The 17,584-nt window shown below is 63.4% G+C and carries 15 protein-coding genes; 2 read left to right on the top strand and 13 right to left on the bottom strand.

Annotation, left to right across the window (positions count from 1 at the left end; all coding sequences use genetic code 11):
* Window positions 1-114 precede the first annotated feature (114 nt).
* From DSC91_RS34100 to DSC91_RS34085, 4 genes are all read right to left on the bottom strand, one after another.
* The gene (locus tag DSC91_RS34100; RefSeq protein WP_115783609.1) at window positions 115-1,296 is read right to left on the bottom strand and encodes an acetyl-CoA C-acetyltransferase; all 1,182 of its coding nucleotides are present in this window, start codon (window positions 1,294-1,296) and stop codon (window positions 115-117) included.
* Window positions 1,297-1,429: 133 nt separating this feature from the next.
* A complete protein-coding gene (gene phaC / locus DSC91_RS34095; RefSeq protein WP_162831535.1) occupies window positions 1,430-3,244 on the bottom strand; it encodes a class I poly(R)-hydroxyalkanoic acid synthase in 1,815 nt (604 codons plus the stop codon).
* A 629-nt stretch (window positions 3,245-3,873) separates the two neighbouring features.
* Entirely contained in the window at window positions 3,874-4,743 is an 870-nt protein-coding gene (gene pgeF / locus DSC91_RS34090; protein WP_115782878.1) for a peptidoglycan editing factor PgeF, read from the bottom strand.
* A complete protein-coding gene (locus DSC91_RS34085) occupies window positions 4,740-6,041 on the bottom strand; it encodes an RluA family pseudouridine synthase (protein WP_115782877.1) in 1,302 nt (433 codons plus the stop codon). The genes pgeF and DSC91_RS34085 overlap by 4 nt, the downstream gene beginning before the upstream one ends.
* A gap of 95 nt (window positions 6,042-6,136) precedes the next feature.
* Between DSC91_RS34085 and DSC91_RS34080 the strand changes: the two genes are divergently transcribed.
* Window positions 6,137-6,940 (top strand): outer membrane protein assembly factor BamD, encoded by an 804-nt coding sequence (locus DSC91_RS34080; protein ID WP_162831534.1) that lies wholly within the window; start codon window positions 6,137-6,139, stop codon window positions 6,938-6,940.
* Between the two features lie 104 nt (window positions 6,941-7,044).
* Here the strand turns inward: DSC91_RS34080 and rlmD are convergent, their stop codons facing one another.
* From rlmD to surE, 6 genes are all read right to left on the bottom strand, one after another.
* Window positions 7,045-8,463 (bottom strand): 23S rRNA (uracil(1939)-C(5))-methyltransferase RlmD, encoded by a 1,419-nt coding sequence (gene rlmD / locus DSC91_RS34075; RefSeq protein WP_115782875.1) that lies wholly within the window; start codon window positions 8,461-8,463, stop codon window positions 7,045-7,047.
* Window positions 8,464-8,673: 210 nt separating this feature from the next.
* A complete protein-coding gene (locus tag DSC91_RS34070) occupies window positions 8,674-9,450 on the bottom strand; it encodes a 3'-5' exonuclease (protein WP_115782874.1) in 777 nt (258 codons plus the stop codon).
* Between the two features lie 4 nt (window positions 9,451-9,454).
* Window positions 9,455-10,525, bottom strand: a complete 1,071-nt coding sequence (rpoS, locus tag DSC91_RS34065; protein ID WP_115782873.1) for an RNA polymerase sigma factor RpoS — start codon at window positions 10,523-10,525, stop codon at window positions 9,455-9,457.
* A gap of 11 nt (window positions 10,526-10,536) precedes the next feature.
* Window positions 10,537-11,469 (bottom strand): peptidoglycan DD-metalloendopeptidase family protein, encoded by a 933-nt coding sequence (locus DSC91_RS34060; RefSeq protein ID WP_115782872.1) that lies wholly within the window; start codon window positions 11,467-11,469, stop codon window positions 10,537-10,539.
* A 5-nt stretch (window positions 11,470-11,474) separates the two neighbouring features.
* Window positions 11,475-12,566 carry a protein-L-isoaspartate(D-aspartate) O-methyltransferase gene (locus tag DSC91_RS34055; protein WP_115782871.1) on the bottom strand — a complete coding sequence of 364 codons (1,092 nt, stop codon included), beginning with the start codon at window positions 12,564-12,566 and terminating at the stop codon, window positions 11,475-11,477.
* Window positions 12,563-13,321, bottom strand: coding sequence for a 5'/3'-nucleotidase SurE (gene surE / locus DSC91_RS34050; protein ID WP_115783608.1), 759 nt, complete (start codon window positions 13,319-13,321; stop codon window positions 12,563-12,565). The genes DSC91_RS34055 and surE overlap by 4 nt, the downstream gene beginning before the upstream one ends.
* Window positions 13,322-13,522: 201 nt before the next feature.
* On the opposite strand from surE, the gene DSC91_RS34045 reads away from it, so the two are divergent.
* Window positions 13,523-14,497 (top strand): NADPH:quinone oxidoreductase family protein, encoded by a 975-nt coding sequence (locus DSC91_RS34045; RefSeq protein ID WP_115782870.1) that lies wholly within the window; start codon window positions 13,523-13,525, stop codon window positions 14,495-14,497.
* 109 nt (window positions 14,498-14,606) lie between these two features.
* On the opposite strand, the gene DSC91_RS34040 is transcribed toward DSC91_RS34045, so the two are convergent.
* The 3 genes from DSC91_RS34040 to DSC91_RS34030 form a co-directional block, all read right to left on the bottom strand.
* On the bottom strand, window positions 14,607-15,431 hold the full coding sequence (locus DSC91_RS34040; RefSeq protein WP_115782869.1) for an ABC transporter permease: 825 nt from the start codon (window positions 15,429-15,431) through the stop codon (window positions 14,607-14,609).
* Window positions 15,432-15,597: 166 nt separating this feature from the next.
* Window positions 15,598-16,410 (bottom strand): ABC transporter ATP-binding protein, encoded by an 813-nt coding sequence (locus tag DSC91_RS34035; protein WP_115782868.1) that lies wholly within the window; start codon window positions 16,408-16,410, stop codon window positions 15,598-15,600.
* Window positions 16,411-16,521: 111 nt separating this feature from the next.
* Complete coding sequence (locus DSC91_RS34030; protein ID WP_115782867.1) at window positions 16,522-17,559, bottom strand: ABC transporter substrate-binding protein; 1,038 nt, start codon at window positions 17,557-17,559, stop codon at window positions 16,522-16,524.
* Window positions 17,560-17,584 lie beyond the last annotated feature (25 nt).

The following is a 17,584-nucleotide window of genomic DNA, read 5'->3' as shown; positions in this document are numbered from 1 at the left end:
GCCACTTGCTGCAATGCGACGCGCGGCAACCTTGCTTACCGACTGCTAAAACCCACTTGAGCCTGCTTGGGGCTGCCCGCGCCCCAAACAGATTGAGGCCCGGGACTCGGCCCGTTAAGCGCGCTCGAGCGCCAGCGCCACGCCCATGCCGCCGCCGATACACAGCGACGCCAGACCCTTCTTCGCATCGCGCTTCTGCATTTCATGCAGCAGCGTGACGAGAATCCGGGCGCCGGACGCACCGATCGGATGGCCGATAGCGATCGCGCCGCCGTTCACGTTGATCTTCGACGTGTCCCAGCCCATTTGCTGATTGACGGCGCACGCCTGTGCGGCAAACGCTTCGTTGATTTCCATCAGGTCCAGATCGGCCGGCGTCCAGCCCGCGCGTTCAAGACAACGGCGCGAGGCCGGCACCGGGCCCATGCCCATCACCTTCGGATCCAGACCCGAGGTGGCGTACGCCTTGATGCGCGCGAGCGGCGTGAGGCCAAGCGCCTCAGCCTTCTTCGCCGACATCACCAGCACCGCCGCCGCGCCGTCGTTCAGACCCGACGCATTGGCCGCTGTCACCGAGCCTTCCTTCGAGAAGGCCGGCTTCAGACCCGCGAGCGATTCAGCCGTCACGCCGTGACGCACGAACTCATCGGTTGCGAAACGCAGCGGCTCGCCCTTGCGTTGCGGAATCTCGACCGGCACGATTTCGTCGTTGAAGCGGCCCGATTTCTGCGCGGCTTCCGCCTTGTTCTGCGACAGCGCCGCGAATGCGTCCTGCTGCTCGCGCGTGATGCCGTATTCCCTGGCGACGTTTTCCGCCGTCACGCCCATGTGGTACTGGTTATAGACGTCCCACAGGCCGTCGACGATCATCGAGTCGATCAGCTTCGCGTCGCCCATGCGGAAACCGTCGCGCGAACCCGGCAGCACGTGCGGCGCGGCGCTCATGTTTTCCTGACCGCCGGCGATCACGATGTCCGCGTCACCCGCGATGATCGCGTTGGCCGCCAGCATCACGGACTTCAGGCCCGAACCGCACACCACGTTGATCGTCATGGCGGGCACGGCCGTGGGCAGCCCTGCCTTGATCAGCGACTGACGCGCCGGGTTCTGGCCCGAGCCTGCCGTCAGCACCTGACCCAGAATGACTTCGCTGACCTGCTCAGGCTTCAGACCTGCCCGTTCGAGCACGGCGCGAATCACTGTGGCGCCGAGTTCGGGCGCGGCGATCTTCGCCAGCGACCCACCGAATTTGCCAACTGCCGTACGGGCGGCCGATACGATCACAACATCAGTCATTTCCATATCCTCCGGGACATCGGCTACATACGCCGCAGCCCGTCAAGTTAAAAATCATGTTGCTCATGCGCCCTTGCCTATCCGGACGCGCATTCTTACCGCCAAACCACCGCGCCTTCAGGCGCGCTGAAGCCTACTCCCGTTGCCGCACGTAGCGCCCCGGCGCCGGTTCGATCACCGGGAATTCGGCCGAGCCGGCCGCGGCGCGCGGCTTCACTTTCTTGCCGCCATACTGGTCGAGCCACGTGGTCCATTCAGGCCACCAGCTGCCGGGTACTTCGGTCGCCTGATCGAACCATTCGTCCGGGCTTTCCGGCAAGGTCCTGACGTCGCCTTCCAGCGTCCAGTAGTTGCGCTTTTTCTTCGCCGGCGGATTGATCACGCCCGCGATATGGCCCGACGCGCCGAGCACGAACTTCAACGGCCCGGAAAGCAGCGGCACCGACGCATAAGCGGTTTGCCACGGCACGATATGGTCTTCGCGTGAACCGTAGATGAAAGTGGGCACGTCGATCTTCGAGAGGTCGACCGGCTCGCCGCAGGTGGTCAACGCACCGGGCTCGCGCAGACGGTTCTCGAGATACGTGTTGCGCAGATACCAGACATACATCGGTCCCGGCAGACTCGTCGAATCGCTGTTCCAGTACAGCAGATCGAACGGCACCGGCGTGCGCCCCTTGAGGTAATTGTCGACGACGTAGTTCCACACCAGATCGTTGGGCCGCAGGAACGAGAACGTGTTGGCGAATTCGATGCCGCGCATCAGTCCGGGCACGCCGCCGTTCTTGCCGCCGATGGTCTGCTCGCGCATCTGCACGTGTGCCTCGTCGACGAATACGTCGAGCACGCCCGTATCGGAGAAGTCGAGCATCGCGGTGAGCAGGGTCATCGACGCAGCCGGATGCTCGCCGCGCGCGGCCGCCACCGCCAGCGCCGTGGCGAGCATGGTGCCGCCCACGCAGAAACCAAGCGTGTTGATCTGCTCGCGGCCGCTGATCTTGCTGACCGTTTCGATCGCCTTGAGCACGCCCTCGCCGACGTAGTCGTCCCACGTCTTGCTCGCGATCGATGCGTCCGCGTTGCGCCACGAAATCAGAAACACCTGATGCCCCGAATCGAGCCCGTGCGCGACGAGCGAATTCTCCGGTTGCAGATCGAGAATGTAGAACTTGTTGATGCAAGGCGGCACGATCAGCAGCGGCCGCTCACGCACGGTGGCCGTGCGTGGCTTGTACTGGATCAACTGAATGAGGTCGTTCTCGAACACCACCGAGCCTTCGGTGTTCGCGAGATTTTCGCCGACCACGAAACGCGATTCGTCCGTCTGCGAAATCTTGCCGCGCTGCATGTCGCCCAGCAGATTCATCACGCCCTGGCGAAGGCTCTCGCCTTTGCTGTCGAGCAAGGTCTTTTGCGCTTCCGGATTCAACGCGAAAAAGTTGCTCGGCGACGCAGCCGCGGTCCACTGCTGAACCGCGAACCGAACGCGCTCGCGCATCTTCGGTTCCGTTTCGAGCGCGTCGACCATTTCCTGCAGATAGCGCGCGTTCAACAGATACCACGCAGCAGTAAATGCATAGGCCGGGGTCGCGCTCCACGCGTCGGAACTAAAGCGGCGGTCCTTGAGTTCGGGGGCCTTTGTCGTGGAGGTGGCCGCCTGCTGGATCAACTCCATTGCCTCGCGCGAATAATCGGCTTGCAGCTTTTGCAGACGCTCGGCTGGAATTGCGGCATTCGGAATATTGAGTCCGGCGAATGACGGCAATGACGGCAGAGATCCCGCAGCCAGTTTGCTGAAGTCAGGCATGCCGGGAAACGACGGCATCTGCGGCAAGCCCATTTGCGGCATCTGTGGCACTTGCGGCATCTGGAAAGGCATGCCATTGCCGCCGGGCGGCGTGCCGAGCGAACGCCATGCGTTCATCCAGACGTCGAATAACTGCTGCATGCCAGCGGCCGATGTTGCGCCGCTCGTACCGGCCTGCTGCGCATGCTCCGTCGAGGAGTCCGTGTTGGGAGAAGCTGAGGAATGTGATGCTGCCATACCTGCTTTTGACCGGTGAGTCCTTGCGGACGGGTTGAGAGGCAGGTTCATGCGCACGTGGGCGATTGCTCGCGACCTCGTCACGCCCTGTCCCATGTACGAGGAGCTGTGAGGAACATTCTTGCTCCCCATCGCAAGGCATGTCAATGCTTGTTCCCGATTTTGCCGCAGTGCGATAGTTTTTTAATTATCGTTTTCCCTGTATAGCAGATCGCGCTTTTGAAACATGGCCTGGTAAATTCCGACACAAGCAAAAAAACTCCCGCATTGCATAGCCTTATGCATATTCAAGTGCATTTATCCGTTCGCCCGAGGACACTTCTAACGGAAGCTTTGCGCAAGTGGGTGAATTCCGGCAGCGCAGCAAAAACAGACAGTAAGCCTCCGAATAAACCCTCATACGGATTACGGATGTTTGCTGAAACACATCGCACGGATCGATGCAACGGCGAGCCGCCGCACGGCCATATGATGGTGCTGGCAAAGCGAAGCACCATTCGATAGGGCCGTGCGAGGATGATTGAGTGCCGGACTTAATGCGTCGCCTGGTCCGCGAGCGTCCGCGCGTGATCGTCCAGCCAGATCAGCGCGGCCATGCGCCCTGTCTCGCGATCACGGCGATAGGAATAGAAGCGTTCACGTTGCGTGACCGTGCACAGATCGCCGCCGGCAATGCGCGTCACGCCGAGCCGCCGCAAGCGCAAGCGCGCCAGCGCCGCGAGATCGGCGAGATATTTGCCGGGGTTTTGCGGATGCGTAATGAATGCATTCGCGGTGGCTTCGCGTTGCGCGCCGTCCACGCCGTTCATGAAGGCGTCACGCACATCTGCACCCACCTCGAATGCGTCCGGTCCGATCGCCGGCCCCAGGTAGGCATGCAACGATGCGGCCTCCACGCCGGCGAGATCGGCGACGCGCTGGGCGGTCTGCTCGACGATACCCGCTGCCAGCCCACGCCAGCCGGCATGAGCTGCACCGACCGCGCGTCCCGCTTCATCGCATAGCAGCACCGGCATGCAATCGGCGACCATCACGACGCACACCGTGCCGGGCCGATCGGTGACGCTGGCGTCCGCTCGTGTCGGCGTGCCGCTTGCGTGCGCCTGCGCGAGCACATCTTCGGCGCGCACGATGCCGGCGCCGTGAATCTGTTCGAGCCACGCGGCCTCGCTGACGCCTGCCAGACTCAGCAGCCGTGCGCGGTTGGTGGCGACCGCGACGGGATCGTCACCGGCCTTCATCCCCAGATTCAGGCCGCCGGGCTGATCGGCGCCGTCGTGCCAGCGGCCGAACGGCGGCTCGCTCACGCCGCCGTTGCGCGTGGTGACGAGCGCGCGCACCCGCGGCGACACATTCCACGCGGGTTGCACAACATCGGCAAAGCTCAGCTCGGGCAAGCTCATGCGGGACCGTCCTCGTCGTGTTCCTGGTCTTCGTCGTGGTCTTCGTCGTGATCGCCGTCAACGTGTACGCCGTCTTCATCGATATCGTCGTCCAGCGAAGCGTCGCCCGGCGAAGCATCGTAGTCGTCTTCCTCATAGTACGTTTCGTCGAACTCGCCTGCATCGTCGCGCCCGAGACCCAGCGCCGCCGACAGCACCTGCATGTCTTCCGGCGCATCGGCGCGCCATTGCATGGTCCGGCCGGTTTGCGGGTGGATCAGGCCAAGGCGCCACGCGTGCAGCGCCTGACGCGCGAAACCGTCCGGCAGCGGCGTCACCGAGCGCTTGCCGCGCGCGCGCCCATACACCGGGTCGCCGAGCAGCGGATGGCCGATATGCGCGCAATGCACGCGAATCTGGTGGGTACGGCCGGTTTCCAGATCGCAATGAATCGCGGTGACCGGCTGACGCTGCCAGATCGCCGTATCCACGCGCCGGAAATGCGTGCGCGCCGGTTTGCCCGATGCGCTCGTCACCACCGCCATGCGCGTGCGCTCGCGCGGATCGCGGCCGATCGGCGCGTCGATCGTGCCTTCTTCAGGCATGTTGCCCCACACCAGCGCGAGATAGCGGCGCTTCACCGTGCGCGCCTGGAGCTGGCGCACCAGGTCCGTCTGCGCCTCGAGCGTGCGCGCCACCACCATCAGGCCGGACGTTTCCTTGTCGAGCCGGTGGACGATACCGGCGCGCGGCAGCCCGGCAGCGGCGTCGCCATAGCGATACAGCAGGCCGTTGAGGACCGTGCCGCTCCAGTTGCCGGCCGCCGGATGCACGACCATGCCGGCCGGCTTGTTGATGACCACCAGCGTGTCGTCTTCGTAGACGATCTCGAGCGGCACCGGTTCGGGCGTGAACGCGAGTTGCTCCGGCAGCAGATCGGGCACGAGCTCGATGGTCGCGCCGAGCGGCACGGGCTGGCGGATTTTGGCCGGCTTGCCGTCGATGCGCACCCGCTCCGACTCGATCCAGCTTTGCAGACGGTTACGTGAAAACTCCGGAAAGACTCGGGCGAGCACCTTGTCGAGGCGTTCGCCGGCCAGTTCGTCGGGCACGACGACGCTGCGCGGCGTCTCGTCCGCCACGCGGCTCGCCACCGTCGGCACCATGCTTTGCGGGCCGGCGCCGGCAAGCGCGTCGCTGCCAAGGTCGTCGTCGAGCGAGTCGACGCCCAATGCGTCGGAGGGGTCAGCGCTTACGCTATAATCTTTGTTGCTATTCCCGGCACCGGTTGCGGCGCCTGGAGTATTTGAGCGGGTCATTGAGTCTGGGTCACCTGGACGTAAAGCTAGACTGGAAAATGCGAGCCTTGAACACCATCACTAAAGCGGCGATCAATTTGGCGGTCATCAAGAAGATGGCCCGGAAAGTGGCCGGATACATTGCGTGCGCCGCAGCCGTCGCCGTTGTCGCGGCTTGCCACGGCCTGCCGGAAAAGACCGACGAGACGGCTACGTGGAACAACAACAAATTATATACGGAGGCGAACGACGCTCTGAGCGGTGGTGATTTCGGCAAATGCGCCAAGTATTTCGAGATGCTCGAAGGCCGCGATCCGTTCGGCCACTTTGCGCAGCAAGCGCAGATCAACGTCGCATATTGCAACTGGAAAGATAACGAAAACGCCGCCGCCGACCAGGCGATCGACCGCTTCATCCAGTTGCACCCGGATCACCCGGACATCGCGTACGCGTACTACCTGAAGGGCATGATCCACTTCAACGACGACCTCGGTCTGTTCGGCCGCTTCTCGGGCCAGGACATGAGCGAGCGCGATCCGAAGTCGCTGCGTGAGTCGTATGACGCGTTCAAGGTCGTGGTCGACAAGTACCCGAACAGCAAGTACGCGCCGGACGCCGCGCAACGCATGCGCTACATCGTGAACGCGCTGGCGTCGCACGAAGTCCACGCGGCGGATTACTACTACCGTCGTGGCGCCTATGTTGCCGCGATCAACCGCGCGCAATTGGCGTTGAAGGAATACAAGAACGCACCGGCTATCGAAGACGCACTGCACATCATGATGCTGTCGTACGAGAAGCTGAACCAGCCGCAAATGGCTGACGACACGAAGCGCATTCTGGCCGGCACCTTCCCCGACAGTCCGTATATCACGGGCCACGCAAGGCCCGGTAAGGAAAAGTCGTGGTGGCAGTTCTAAGCCTCGATTCGCTGCTTTAAACAGAAACGCCACGACTTCGGTCGTGGCGTTTCTGTTTGTGCGGCACCGCCAGCCTATGCAACACCGGCCGGCGACCGACGTCCTCAGTCCCGCTCGAACAACGCAATCGACTCCACGTGCGAGGTGTGCGGAAACATGTTCACCACGCCCGCCCCCACCAGCCGGTAACCGGCCTCATGAACCAGCAGGCCCGCATCGCGTGCGAGGGTCGCCGGGGCGCACGACACGTAGACGATACGTTTGGGCAGCGGCCCATTGCCGCTCTGGGCGATCTCGGCGAGGGCCTTGGCGACGGCCAGCGCGCCTTCGCGCGGCGGGTCGATGAGGAATTTGTCGAAATGACCGAGCGCACGCATGTCGTCGGCGGTGACCTCGAACAGGTTGCGGCAAGCAAACGACGTATGACCTGCCACACCGTTCAACTCGGCATTGGCGAGCGCGCGCGAAGTCAGCACCTCGCTGCCTTCGATGCCCACCACTTCCTTCGCAATCCGGGCGAGCGGCAGCGTGAAATTGCCGATTCCGCAGAACAGATCGAGCACGCGGTCCGTGCGGGCGGGGGCCAGCAGACGCAGCGCACGGCTCACCAGCACGCGATTGATCGCGTGATTCACCTGGGTGAAATCGGTCGGCTTGAACGGCATCCGGATGTTGAATTCCGGCAGCGTGTAGTCGAGTTGCACGTCGAGCGGATAGAACGGCGTAACCGTGTCAGGACCGCCCGGCTGCAACCACCACTGGATCTTGTGTTCGTCGGCGAAATCGCGCAGCACCTGCTCGTCGGCGGCGGTGATCGGCGCGAGATTGCGCAGCACCAGCGCGGTAACCGACGAGCCGACCGCGAGCTCGATCTGCGGCATGCGATCGTGAATCGACAACTTGCGGACCATGAAGCGCAGCGGCATCAGCATCGCCGACACATGCGGCGGCAGCACCTCGCAGGTCTTCATATCGGCGATGTAGCTGCTCTTCTTCTCGTAGAAGCCGATGCGCATGCCGCCCTTTTCCGGCAGATAGCGGACGGCCAGACGCGCTCGGTAGCGGTATCCCCACGCCGGCCCGTGAATCGGCCGGTACACCGTCTCCGGCCGCAGCCTGGCCAGATGCAGGAAATTGTCTTCGAGCACGCGCTGCTTGACGGCAATCTGCGCGCGGATATCGAGATGCTGCATCGAACAACCGCCGCAGATATCGAAGTAGGTGCATTTCGGCTTGGTGCGCAGCACGCTTTCGCGGAACACCTGGACGACTTCGGCCTGTTCGAATTTCGGCTTGCTGCGATGCGTCGAGTAGCTGACAAGCTCGCCGGGCAACGCGCCTTCGACAAAAATCACCTTGCCGGGTGTGCCGTCTTCGCTCTCGATGCGGCCCACGCCGCGTGCTTCCATGTCGAGCGAAACGATTTCGATGACCGGCTCAGCGCCGGTAATGACGCGCGCTTTCACCGGAGCGGGCGCCTTCTGGCGCTTCGGCGAGCGACGTTGGGGGGCAGTTCGGGACACCTGCGACTTCCTGACAAACTTGGGGGAAAGGCGAGATTGTAGACGAAGCGCCGCGCATGCCAATCGCTTCGACCACGACCAGCATAAAGCGAACCGCGGTCCTTGCGCACAATTTCGCACTACAGCGGCTATCGTCTGGCGCTCAAACACTCAATCGCTCAATCACATTAGCGTGCGGCGAACGGCTTCGCTACAAAACGACCAGGCGGCTTATTGATCGAATGCGGCCAGATACTCGGCCCATTGCGGCGCCGCCTCCAGCGCCAGCGCGTTTTTGACGAGGTTGACCTCGTCCGCGTACTCTTCAGCCGAAAATGCGCCGCGGATCAGCTGGAAGCGGCAATACAGCAGGTACGTATTGACGACGTCGGTCTCGCAATAGTTGCGGATTTCCTCGATGCGGCCTTCCTGGTAAGCGTGCCACACCTGGCTGCCGTCCATGCCCATCTTGCCCGGGAAGCCGCACATCTTCGCGAGCGCGTCGAGCGGCGCATTGGCGCGCGCCTGATACATCGCCAGCACGTCCATCAGATCGGTGTGACGCGCGTGATAGCGGCTGATGTAGTTGTTCCACTTGAATTCGCGGTCGTCCTCGCCGAGGTCCCAGAAACGGGAGGCGGAAATGCCGTTGACCAGCGCGCGGTAGTTCAGCACCGGCAGATCGAACCCGCCGCCGTTCCACGACACGAGCTGCGGCGTGTACTTTTCGATCACGCGATAAAACGATTGCACGAGGGCCGCCTCGCCGTCTTCCAGCGTGCCGAGCGAGCGCACACGGAAACCGTTGTTGTCGCGGAACACACAGGAAATGGCGGCGATCCGTTGCAGGTGGTGCGGCAGGAAATCGCTGCCGGTCTTTTCGCGGCGCGCCGCAAAAGCGTGCTCGGCGACTTCGGCGTCGCTCAGCGTGGCGGGCAGATCTTCGAGGCGGCGAATGCCGGCGACATCGGGAATCGTCTCGATGTCGAAAACAAGAATCGGTGTCATCAGGTTATAGAACGGCGTCTTTCCGAACACCGTTGGAGGCAAAGAAGCGCTTCAGCCGCACCAGCGCTTCCTGTTGGATCTGGCGCACACGCTCGCGCGTGAGGCCCATTTCGTCGGCCAGCTCTTCGAGCGTGGCGGGCTCGATATGGTTGAGCCCGAAGCGACGCTCGATCACATGGCGATGCTTGTCCGACAGCCGCGCGAGCCACGCACGCGTGAGCGTTTCCAGCTCGCGGTGCTGCACTTCCGCATCCGGCGACTGGCTCTGGTCGTCGGACAGCAGGTCGAGCAGGCTGCTCGCCGGGTCGAGATCGAGCGGTGCGTCAAGCGACGCGGTGTGTTCGTTCAACGCGAGAATGTCGGTGACTTCGTCGGTGGTCTTGCCGGTCAGATAGGCAATATCGTCGATGCTGGCATCGCGGCGCTCGGCGGCTTCGCCGGAATTCATCGAATTCTTTTCCAGATGGCGCTTCGCGCGCAGCACCTGATTGAGCTCACGGATCACGTGCACCGGCAAACGCACCGTGCGCGCCTGGTTCATGATCGCGCGCTCGATGCTCTGGCGAATCCACCACGTGGCATACGTCGAGAAACGGAAGCCGCGCGTGGGATCGAATTTCTCGATGGCGTGCATCAGGCCGAGATTGCCCTCTTCGATCAGATCGAGCAGCGGCACGCCGCGGTTCAGGTACCCCTTCGCGATGCTGACGACGAGCCGCAAATTGCGCTCGATCATCACTTGCCGCGCTTCGAACTCGCCCGCCTTCGCCAGACGCGAATACTTCTGCTCTTCCTCGACAGTCAGGAGCGGCTTGACGCTGATGCGGTTCAGGTAGTGCTGAATCGTGTCGGCCGTCAGCTCGGCTTGCAGCAGTGCGCGGAAATCGTCGGCGTCGGACGGGACTTCGCGAGCCTCGCCGGGTTCTTCCACACCACTCTGACGTTCGTCGAGATCGTGCTCCTCTGCGATGTCTTCTTCCACGTCCGAAGCGCCGCTTTCCTCCACCGAAGCGGGCGTGACGCGGCTAATCGTCTCAGACTCGGCTTGCGGCAGGCGGCGCTTCGATTTCGGCATGGTCGTATCGCTTATTGAGGCGGCAAATACTTCAGTGGGTCGACAGGTTTACCCTGACGGCGAACTTCGAAATGCAACATCACGCGGTCGGAATCGCTGTTGCCCATTTCGGCGATCTTCTGCCCTTTGGTCACCGCATCTCCCTCTTTTACCATCAAAGCGCGGTTGTGTGCATACGCCGTGAGATAAGTTGCATCATGCTTGATGATAATGAGATTGCCGTAACCACGCAGCCCATTTCCGGCATAAACCACGCGCCCATCCGCCGAAGCCTTGACGGGATCGCCAGCCGCGCCGCCGATATTAATACCCTTGTTGGTCGAATCGTTGAAACCGCCGAGCATCGGTCCACGCACCGGCCATGCGAACGCGACGTTACCGGATGCGCCGGCGCTCGCGTCGCTCGCCGCGCCCAGGTTGGCCGGCGGCGTCTGCGAGGCGCTGTTCGCTCCCGAGCCATAGATCGGCGGTGCCGCGACGCCCGCCGCGGCACCGCCCAACGGCGTGCCGAGCGGCGCGCTCTGCACCGCGCCACCGCCGCCGATCGGCGCGGTCGACACGCCCGGCGTCAATGCAGCAGTGTTCGCGCCTGGCGGCACGACGCGCAGCAACTGATCGACTTCGATCTGATTCGGATTAGTGAGATTGTTCCACGTCGAAATATCGCGATAGTTCTGGCCGTTCTCCAACGCGATTCGATACAGCGTATCGCCCGGTTTCACGCGGTAGTAGCCAGGCGGCGGCGGTCCGAGCGGCACGGCCGGTTGCTGCGCGGCTTGCGTGCCGAGCGCGCCGCTGCCGGAACGGTCGACGACCGGCGCCTGATCGAGGCGGGTCGCACACGCCGACATCAACAGGGACAAGGCGAGCACGCACACGCTACGCTGGGTTACGGTCATGGGAATAGTCAGTCTGGTTCTTTGCATCGCGCGCAACATACTCATCGGTGTCAAATCACTCCGGATTTTAAGGGTACAAAGAAAACGCGATCAAGCCGCGACTCGCGCCACTGCGCGGGTCCGAGGCGTTCGACCAGAGTCAGCACCTGGTTCTGGCCTTCCTGCGAGCCGACCGGCGCGACCAGACGGCCGCCGATCGCGAGTTGTTCAAGTAACGCTTGCGGTACGTCGAGCCCGGCCGCCGCGATCACGATCGCGTCGAACGGCGCCGCCGACGGCAATCCCAGCCGGCCATCGCCGTAGTGCAGCCGGATGTTCGGAATACGCAGCGGACGCAAGTTTGTCTTCGCGCGTTCGGACAGCGGCTTGATGCGTTCGATCGAATAGACATCCCGTGCGACCTGGCTCAGCACCGCCGCCTGATAGCCGCAACCGGTGCCGATTTCGAGCACGTTGTTCAACGCGCGGCCGGCCGCCGCCAGCTCGATCATCCGCGCGACCACGGAGGGCTTGGAAATCGTCTGGTGATGGCCGATCGGCAGTGCGGCATCTTCGTAAGCCTGGGCTGCGAGGCCCGGGTCGACGAACATGTGGCGCGGCACCACCGACATCGCGTTCAACACGCGCTGATCGGTCACGCCGTTCGCACGCAGGCGTTCGACCATCCGTTCGCGCACGCGTTCCGAAGTCAGCGCCAAAGCGCCATTCAACGCGACATTCGGCACAGCGCTGCGCTCGTTGAGTTTGGCGGCGGGCTTGTTCACCGACGCGGGTTTTGGCGCGGCGCGCGCGGCCGAACCTTGCGCGACGGCCGGAGCGTGGGGTTTGGCCTGCAGTTTGGCTTGCGGCTTGGCCTGGGTGCCGACCGGCGAGCTCACCGGCGCCTTGATCGGCGCCTTCGCCTGCGGCTTTGCTTGCGACGTTGCTTGCGGTGAGGTCTGCGCTCTCGGCGGCGACTTCGCCTGGGTTTTCCCTGCAGCGCCGAGCGGCGAATTCTTCGCCGCTTGCGGGCGGGCGTTCAGCGCCGCGCTCGCGGCAAGCGCCGCTGCGCGCACTTCGCCCGGACGCCCTTCAGGACGGCGCGGTTCGCGCACCAGGTCCTCGAGGCCGAGCGGAAAGCGCTTTGCGCGCTCGCTGGTCATGAAGTGCCGCTGCCGGCGCGCGCCCAGTCGCGCGCCGCGGGCAGCATTTGCGTGTGGGTCAGGTCGAGCTGCAACGGCGTGATCGACACGTGGCCGTTGGCGACAGCGTGGAAATCGGTGCCCTCGCTCGCGTCACGCGCGCTGCCCGACGGGCCGATCCAGTAGATCGGCTCGCCGCGCGGATTGGTCTGGCGGATTACCGGCTGCGACGGATGCCGCTTGCCGAGACGCGTGACATGCCAGCCACCGAGTTGCGCGTACGGCAGGTTCGGAATATTGACGTTCAGAAGCGGATGCCCCGCCAACGGTTGCTCGAGGTAGTGCGCGACGATCTCGGCGGCAACGCGCGCGGCGTCTTCGAGATGCACCCAGTCTTTGTCGACCAGCGAGAAAGCGATGGCCGGCACGCCGAACATAATGCCTTCGGTGGCGGCGGCGACGGTGCCCGAATAGAGCGTGTCCTCGCCCATGTTCTGGCCGTTGTTGATGCCCGAGACAACGAGGTCCGGCGTATGGTCGAGCATGCCGGTCAGCGCGATGTGCACCGAGTCGGTGGGCGTGCCGTTGACGTAGTAGAAACCGTTCGCCGAGCGCTGCACCGAAAGCGGACGCGACAGCGTCAAGGAATTGGACGCAGCGCTGCAGTTCTGCTCGGGGGCCATCACGGTGACGTCCGCGAGCGGCTTGAGCGCCTCGTAAAGCGCGGCAAGGCCGGGCGCCAGATAACCGTCGTCGTTGCTGAGTAGGATTCGCATGCGGCGATTGTAACCGAGGAAAGAAGGCACGCGAACGACACGGCAGGCCTTGCGCGCATCTCATCCAAAGCGCACGCGCCGGGTCCCGCGCCGATCGCTATCGACCGCGCACGCGCCGGCTTCGAACAATAAAAACGCACGGTCGTGCGGATTGTTTTACACTCAGAATGCTTGCGAACCCCTGATCGATATGGAGACACGATGCGCGCGATTCGCTGTAATCAATATGGGCCGCCGGAGAGCCTGGTCGTCGAAAATTTGCCGGACCTCGAGCCGCCGCCCGGCCACGTCGTGATCGACGTCAAAGCGGCCGCCGTCAACTTTCCCGATGTGCTGATCATCGAGAACAAATACCAGTTCAAACCACCCTTGCCTTTCACGCCCGGCTCGGAAGTCGCGGGCGTCGTGCGCGCGATCGGCTCCGGTGTGACGCAGTTCAAGCCAGGCTCGCGGGTGGTCGCGTTCACCGGCTCGGGCGGGTTTGCCGAGCAGGCGCTGGCGCCGGTCACGGCGTGCGTGCCGCTGGCGGACGGTGTCGACTTCGAGCTGGCCGCCGCGTTCACGCTCGCCTATGGCACCTCGCACCATGCGGTGGTCGATCGCGGCCAGTTGAAGGCCGGTGAGACCATGCTGGTGTTGGGCGCGGCCGGCGGCGTCGGGCTCGCCGCGGTCGAGATCGGCAAGGCGCTCGGTGCGCGCGTGATCGCGGCGGCGTCGAGCAGCGAGAAGCTCGCTATCTGCGTGAAGCACGGCGCGGACGCCACCATCAACTACAGCACCGAGGATCTGCGCGAACGCATCAAGGCACTGACCGACGGCAAGGGTCCGGACGTGATCTACGATCCGGTCGGCGGTGTGTATGCGGAACCGGCGTTTCGCAGTATCGGCTGGCGCGGGCGTTATCTGGTGGTCGGCTTTGCAAACGGCGAAATCCCGAAGTTGCCGCTCAACCTGACGCTGCTCAAGGGCGCAAGTCTGGTCGGCGTATTCTGGGGCGACTTTGCGAAACGCGAGCCGCAGCACAATCACGCCGCGTTCCAGCAGATGACCGGCTGGATCGGCGAGGGCAAGCTCAAGCCCTATGTGTCGGAACGCTATTCGCTCGACGACACCGGCCGTGCGCTGCGCGATATGGCGGAGCGTCGGGTAATCGGGAAGGTGGTGATTACGCCTTAGGCGCCGTGCGCTGCCGCAGCCGCTCCTTCGAGCGGGAAAGCCCGGAAAGAAAACGGCGCGCGGTTTAAAAACCGCACGCCGTTTTTGTTGAGCCGTTGGAAAGGTGGAGCTACAGCTTTTCCGTATCGCCCGACTTCGGCTGCCACTTCATCAGTCGCCGCTCGCCAACCCCGACGATGGCATCGAGAATCAGCGCGAATGCGGTCAGCACGAGAATCCCGGCGAACACCGTATTGATATCGAAGGTGCCTTCGGCTTGCAGGATCAGATAGCCCACGCCGCGTGCCGAGCCGAGGTATTCCCCCACCACCGAGCCGACGAACGCCAGGCCCACCGATGTATGCAGGCTCGAAAACACCCAGCTCATCGCACTTGGCAGATAGACAAAACGCAGCAGCTGCTTGCGATTCGCGCCGAGCATCCGCGCGTTGGCGAGCACGACCGGACTCACTTCCTTCACGCCCTGGTAGACGTTGAAGAACACGATAAAAAACACCAGCGTGACGCCCAGCGCCACCTTCGACCAGATGCCGAGGCCAAACCACACCCCGAAGATCGGCGCGAGAATCACGCGCGGCATCGAGTTGGCGGCCTTGATGTACGGATCGAACAGCGCACTCGCGAGCGGCGACAGCGCAAGCCACAGACCGACGCCGAGCCCGAGCGCGGTGCCGAGCACGAACGCGAGCACCGTTTCGACCAGCGTGATCCACAGGTGCAGATAGATTTCGCCGCCCGTGAACCACTCCCAGATTCGCTGCAGCACCTTCTGCGGCTCGCCGAAGAAGAATGCGGCTTTGTTCGGGTCGTCGAAATAGAACGCCGGCAGCAATGTCGGACTGGTCAGCACGTACCAGAGCATGAAGCACAGCACGAGCAGCAGCCATTGCCAGATCACCAGGTTCGCCCGGTTCGGGCGCAACGTCTTCCACATGACTCGGTTTGCCTTAGACGATTGATCGACGCTAGTACAGGACTCAACGACGGGATGCACTTCAGGATGCAACTACGGATATCCGTACGTGCAGCCACACCACGCCCACGCCACTCCGCAATGCGATGCAACTCAACAACGCAACACGCGCAACCACGCGCCCTGCTCAAACAGCCGTGAGTTGCTGCTGATAACCCTTGAGCACCTCATCGCGCAGCACACTCCAGATCTGCGCATGCAACTCGACGAAACGCGGATGCGCGCGAATCTCGGCGACGTCGCGCGGACGCGGCAGATCGATTGTGAATTCGCCGATCGGATGCGTGCCCGGTCCCGCCGACAACACCACCACGCGGTCGGACATCGAGATCGCTTCGTCGAGATCGTGCGTGATGAACAGCACCGCTTTGCGTTTCGCCGCCCACAAATCGAGCAGCTCGTTTTCCATCAGTTGACGCGTCTGGATGTCGAGCGCGGAAAACGGCTCGTCCATCAGGATGATGTCCGGATCGAGGATCAACGTCTGCGCCATCGCGACGCGCTTGCGCATGCCGCCCGACAATTGATGCGGATAGCGGTCGCCGAAACCGCCGAGGCCCACGCGCTTCAACCATTCGTCGGCTTTGCCGCGCGCTTCGGCCGGCGGCACGCCCTGAAACTCGAGGCCTGCCATCACGTTGTCGATCGCCGAGCGCCACGGCATCAGCGCGTCGGCCTGGAACATGTAGCCCGCGCGCCGGTTGATGCCCTTGAGCGGCTCGCCGAACACGCTGACCGTTCCCGACGACGGCTCCAGCAAACCCGCGCCGACATTCAGCAAAGTGGATTTGCCACATCCCGTCGGGCCGACCACCGAGACGAATTCACCCGGCGCAATACGCAAGGTCGTGTCCTTGACCGCGGTGTAGCGCTGCGCGCGGTTGTCCCGCGCAGCGAACGTGCAGGTGATGTTGTCGAGCGCCAGGGCAGCAACGGTCATCGTTCGACTCGCTTCGAAGATCGGTTTCGGTTTGTCATGTCGTCATGGCGGCGGCGGTGACGGTCGAGGCGAACGCGGCACCTGCCGTCCCTGGTTTCACGCCGACGGTACTCAGGCCTTGACCGTCGCCAGCGCTTTCTTGACGAAGTCGTTGGTCCACGTCTTCGACAGATCGATCGGCTTGCCCTGCACGTTCGGATCGAACGCCTGCAGAGTCTTCAGCGACGTGGCCGGGCCATCGGCGGGCATCAGGCCGTCCGGCGACATCGCCTCCTTCACGTGCTGCCACGCGTCCAGATACACCGCGCGGTCGCCGAGAAGATAGCCTTCCGGCACGGTATTGATCAGCTCGCTGCCGGTCGCCGTTTGCAGCCACTTGAGTGCGCGCACCATCGCATTGGTCAGCGCCTGAGTGGTGTTCGGATTCTTCGTGATGAAGCTCTGCGACGCGTACAGACACCCCGCCGGCATGTCGCCGCCGAACACGCTGCGCGTATCGGCCAACGTACGCGTGTCCGACACGACGCGGATCTCTCCGGTGCGCTCGAGTTTGGTCATCACCGGGTCGAGATTGGCGATGGCGTCGATCTGGCCCGACTGCAGCGCCGCGATCGCACCCGCCCCTGCGCCCACACCGATGAATGCGACGTCTTTCGCGGTCAAGCCGGCTTTCGCCAGCACGAAACTCGCCATGATCGAGGTCGACGAACCCGGCGCGGTCACGCCGATTTTCTTCCCCTTCAGATCGGCGATCGACTTGTAGTTCGGCATCGCCTTCTTCGATATCGCGAGCACGATCTGCGGAGCACGCCCTTGCAGCACGAATTCGCGGAACGACTGCTTTTGCGCCTGCAGCAGCAAGGTGTGCTCGAATGCGCCGGAGACCACATCCGCACTGCCGCCCACTGCCGCCTTCAACGCTTGCGAGCCGCCGGCGAAATCCGAGATTTCGACGTCGAGCCCTTCATCCTTGAAGTAGTTGCGACGCTCGGCAATCGTGAGCGGCAAGTAATAGAACAGGTTCTTGCCGCCGACGGCGATCGCCACCTTGGTGGTTTCGGGTTTGCCTTGCGCGAAAGCAAGCGGCGTAGCGGCGAACGTGGCGCCCGCGAGCGCGGCGGTGCCGGCGAGGAAGGTTCTGCGTTGCATGGTCTCTAGTCTCCGAACTTTTGTT

The organism is Paraburkholderia caffeinilytica, assembly GCF_003368325.1.
Classification (GTDB): domain Bacteria; phylum Pseudomonadota; class Gammaproteobacteria; order Burkholderiales; family Burkholderiaceae; genus Paraburkholderia; species Paraburkholderia caffeinilytica.
The sequence above is the reverse complement of the archived record's forward strand: the minus strand, read 5'-3'. Positions and strand labels throughout refer to the sequence as shown.

What these genes read in the sequence shown, in the direction of transcription:
- DSC91_RS34100 (WP_115783609.1), bottom strand. Translation starts at nt 1,296, where the DNA reads ATGACTGATGTTGTGATCGTATCGGCCGCCCGTACGGCAGTTGGCAAA.
- phaC (WP_162831535.1), bottom strand. Translation starts at nt 3,244, where the DNA reads ATGCAGCAGTTATTCGACGTCTGGATGAACGCATGGCGTTCGCTCGGC.
- pgeF (WP_115782878.1), bottom strand. Translation starts at nt 4,743, where the DNA reads ATGAGCTTGCCCGAGCTGAGCTTTGCCGATGTTGTGCAACCCGCGTGG.
- DSC91_RS34085 (WP_115782877.1), bottom strand. Translation starts at nt 6,041, where the DNA reads ATGACCCGCTCAAATACTCCAGGCGCCGCAACCGGTGCCGGGAATAGC.
- DSC91_RS34080 (WP_162831534.1), top strand. Translation starts at nt 6,137, where the DNA reads ATGGCCCGGAAAGTGGCCGGATACATTGCGTGCGCCGCAGCCGTCGCC.
- DSC91_RS34070 (WP_115782874.1), bottom strand. Translation starts at nt 9,450, where the DNA reads ATGACACCGATTCTTGTTTTCGACATCGAGACGATTCCCGATGTCGCC.
- rpoS (WP_115782873.1), bottom strand. Translation starts at nt 10,525, where the DNA reads ATGCCGAAATCGAAGCGCCGCCTGCCGCAAGCCGAGTCTGAGACGATT.
- DSC91_RS34060 (WP_115782872.1), bottom strand. Translation starts at nt 11,469, where the DNA reads ATGAGTATGTTGCGCGCGATGCAAAGAACCAGACTGACTATTCCCATG.
- DSC91_RS34055 (WP_115782871.1), bottom strand. Translation starts at nt 12,566, where the DNA reads ATGACCAGCGAGCGCGCAAAGCGCTTTCCGCTCGGCCTCGAGGACCTG.
- surE (WP_115783608.1), bottom strand. Translation starts at nt 13,321, where the DNA reads ATGCGAATCCTACTCAGCAACGACGACGGTTATCTGGCGCCCGGCCTT.
- DSC91_RS34045 (WP_115782870.1), top strand. Translation starts at nt 13,523, where the DNA reads ATGCGCGCGATTCGCTGTAATCAATATGGGCCGCCGGAGAGCCTGGTC.
- DSC91_RS34040 (WP_115782869.1), bottom strand. Translation starts at nt 15,431, where the DNA reads ATGTGGAAGACGTTGCGCCCGAACCGGGCGAACCTGGTGATCTGGCAA.
- DSC91_RS34035 (WP_115782868.1), bottom strand. Translation starts at nt 16,410, where the DNA reads ATGACCGTTGCTGCCCTGGCGCTCGACAACATCACCTGCACGTTCGCT.
- DSC91_RS34030 (WP_115782867.1), bottom strand. Translation starts at nt 17,559, where the DNA reads ATGCAACGCAGAACCTTCCTCGCCGGCACCGCCGCGCTCGCGGGCGCC.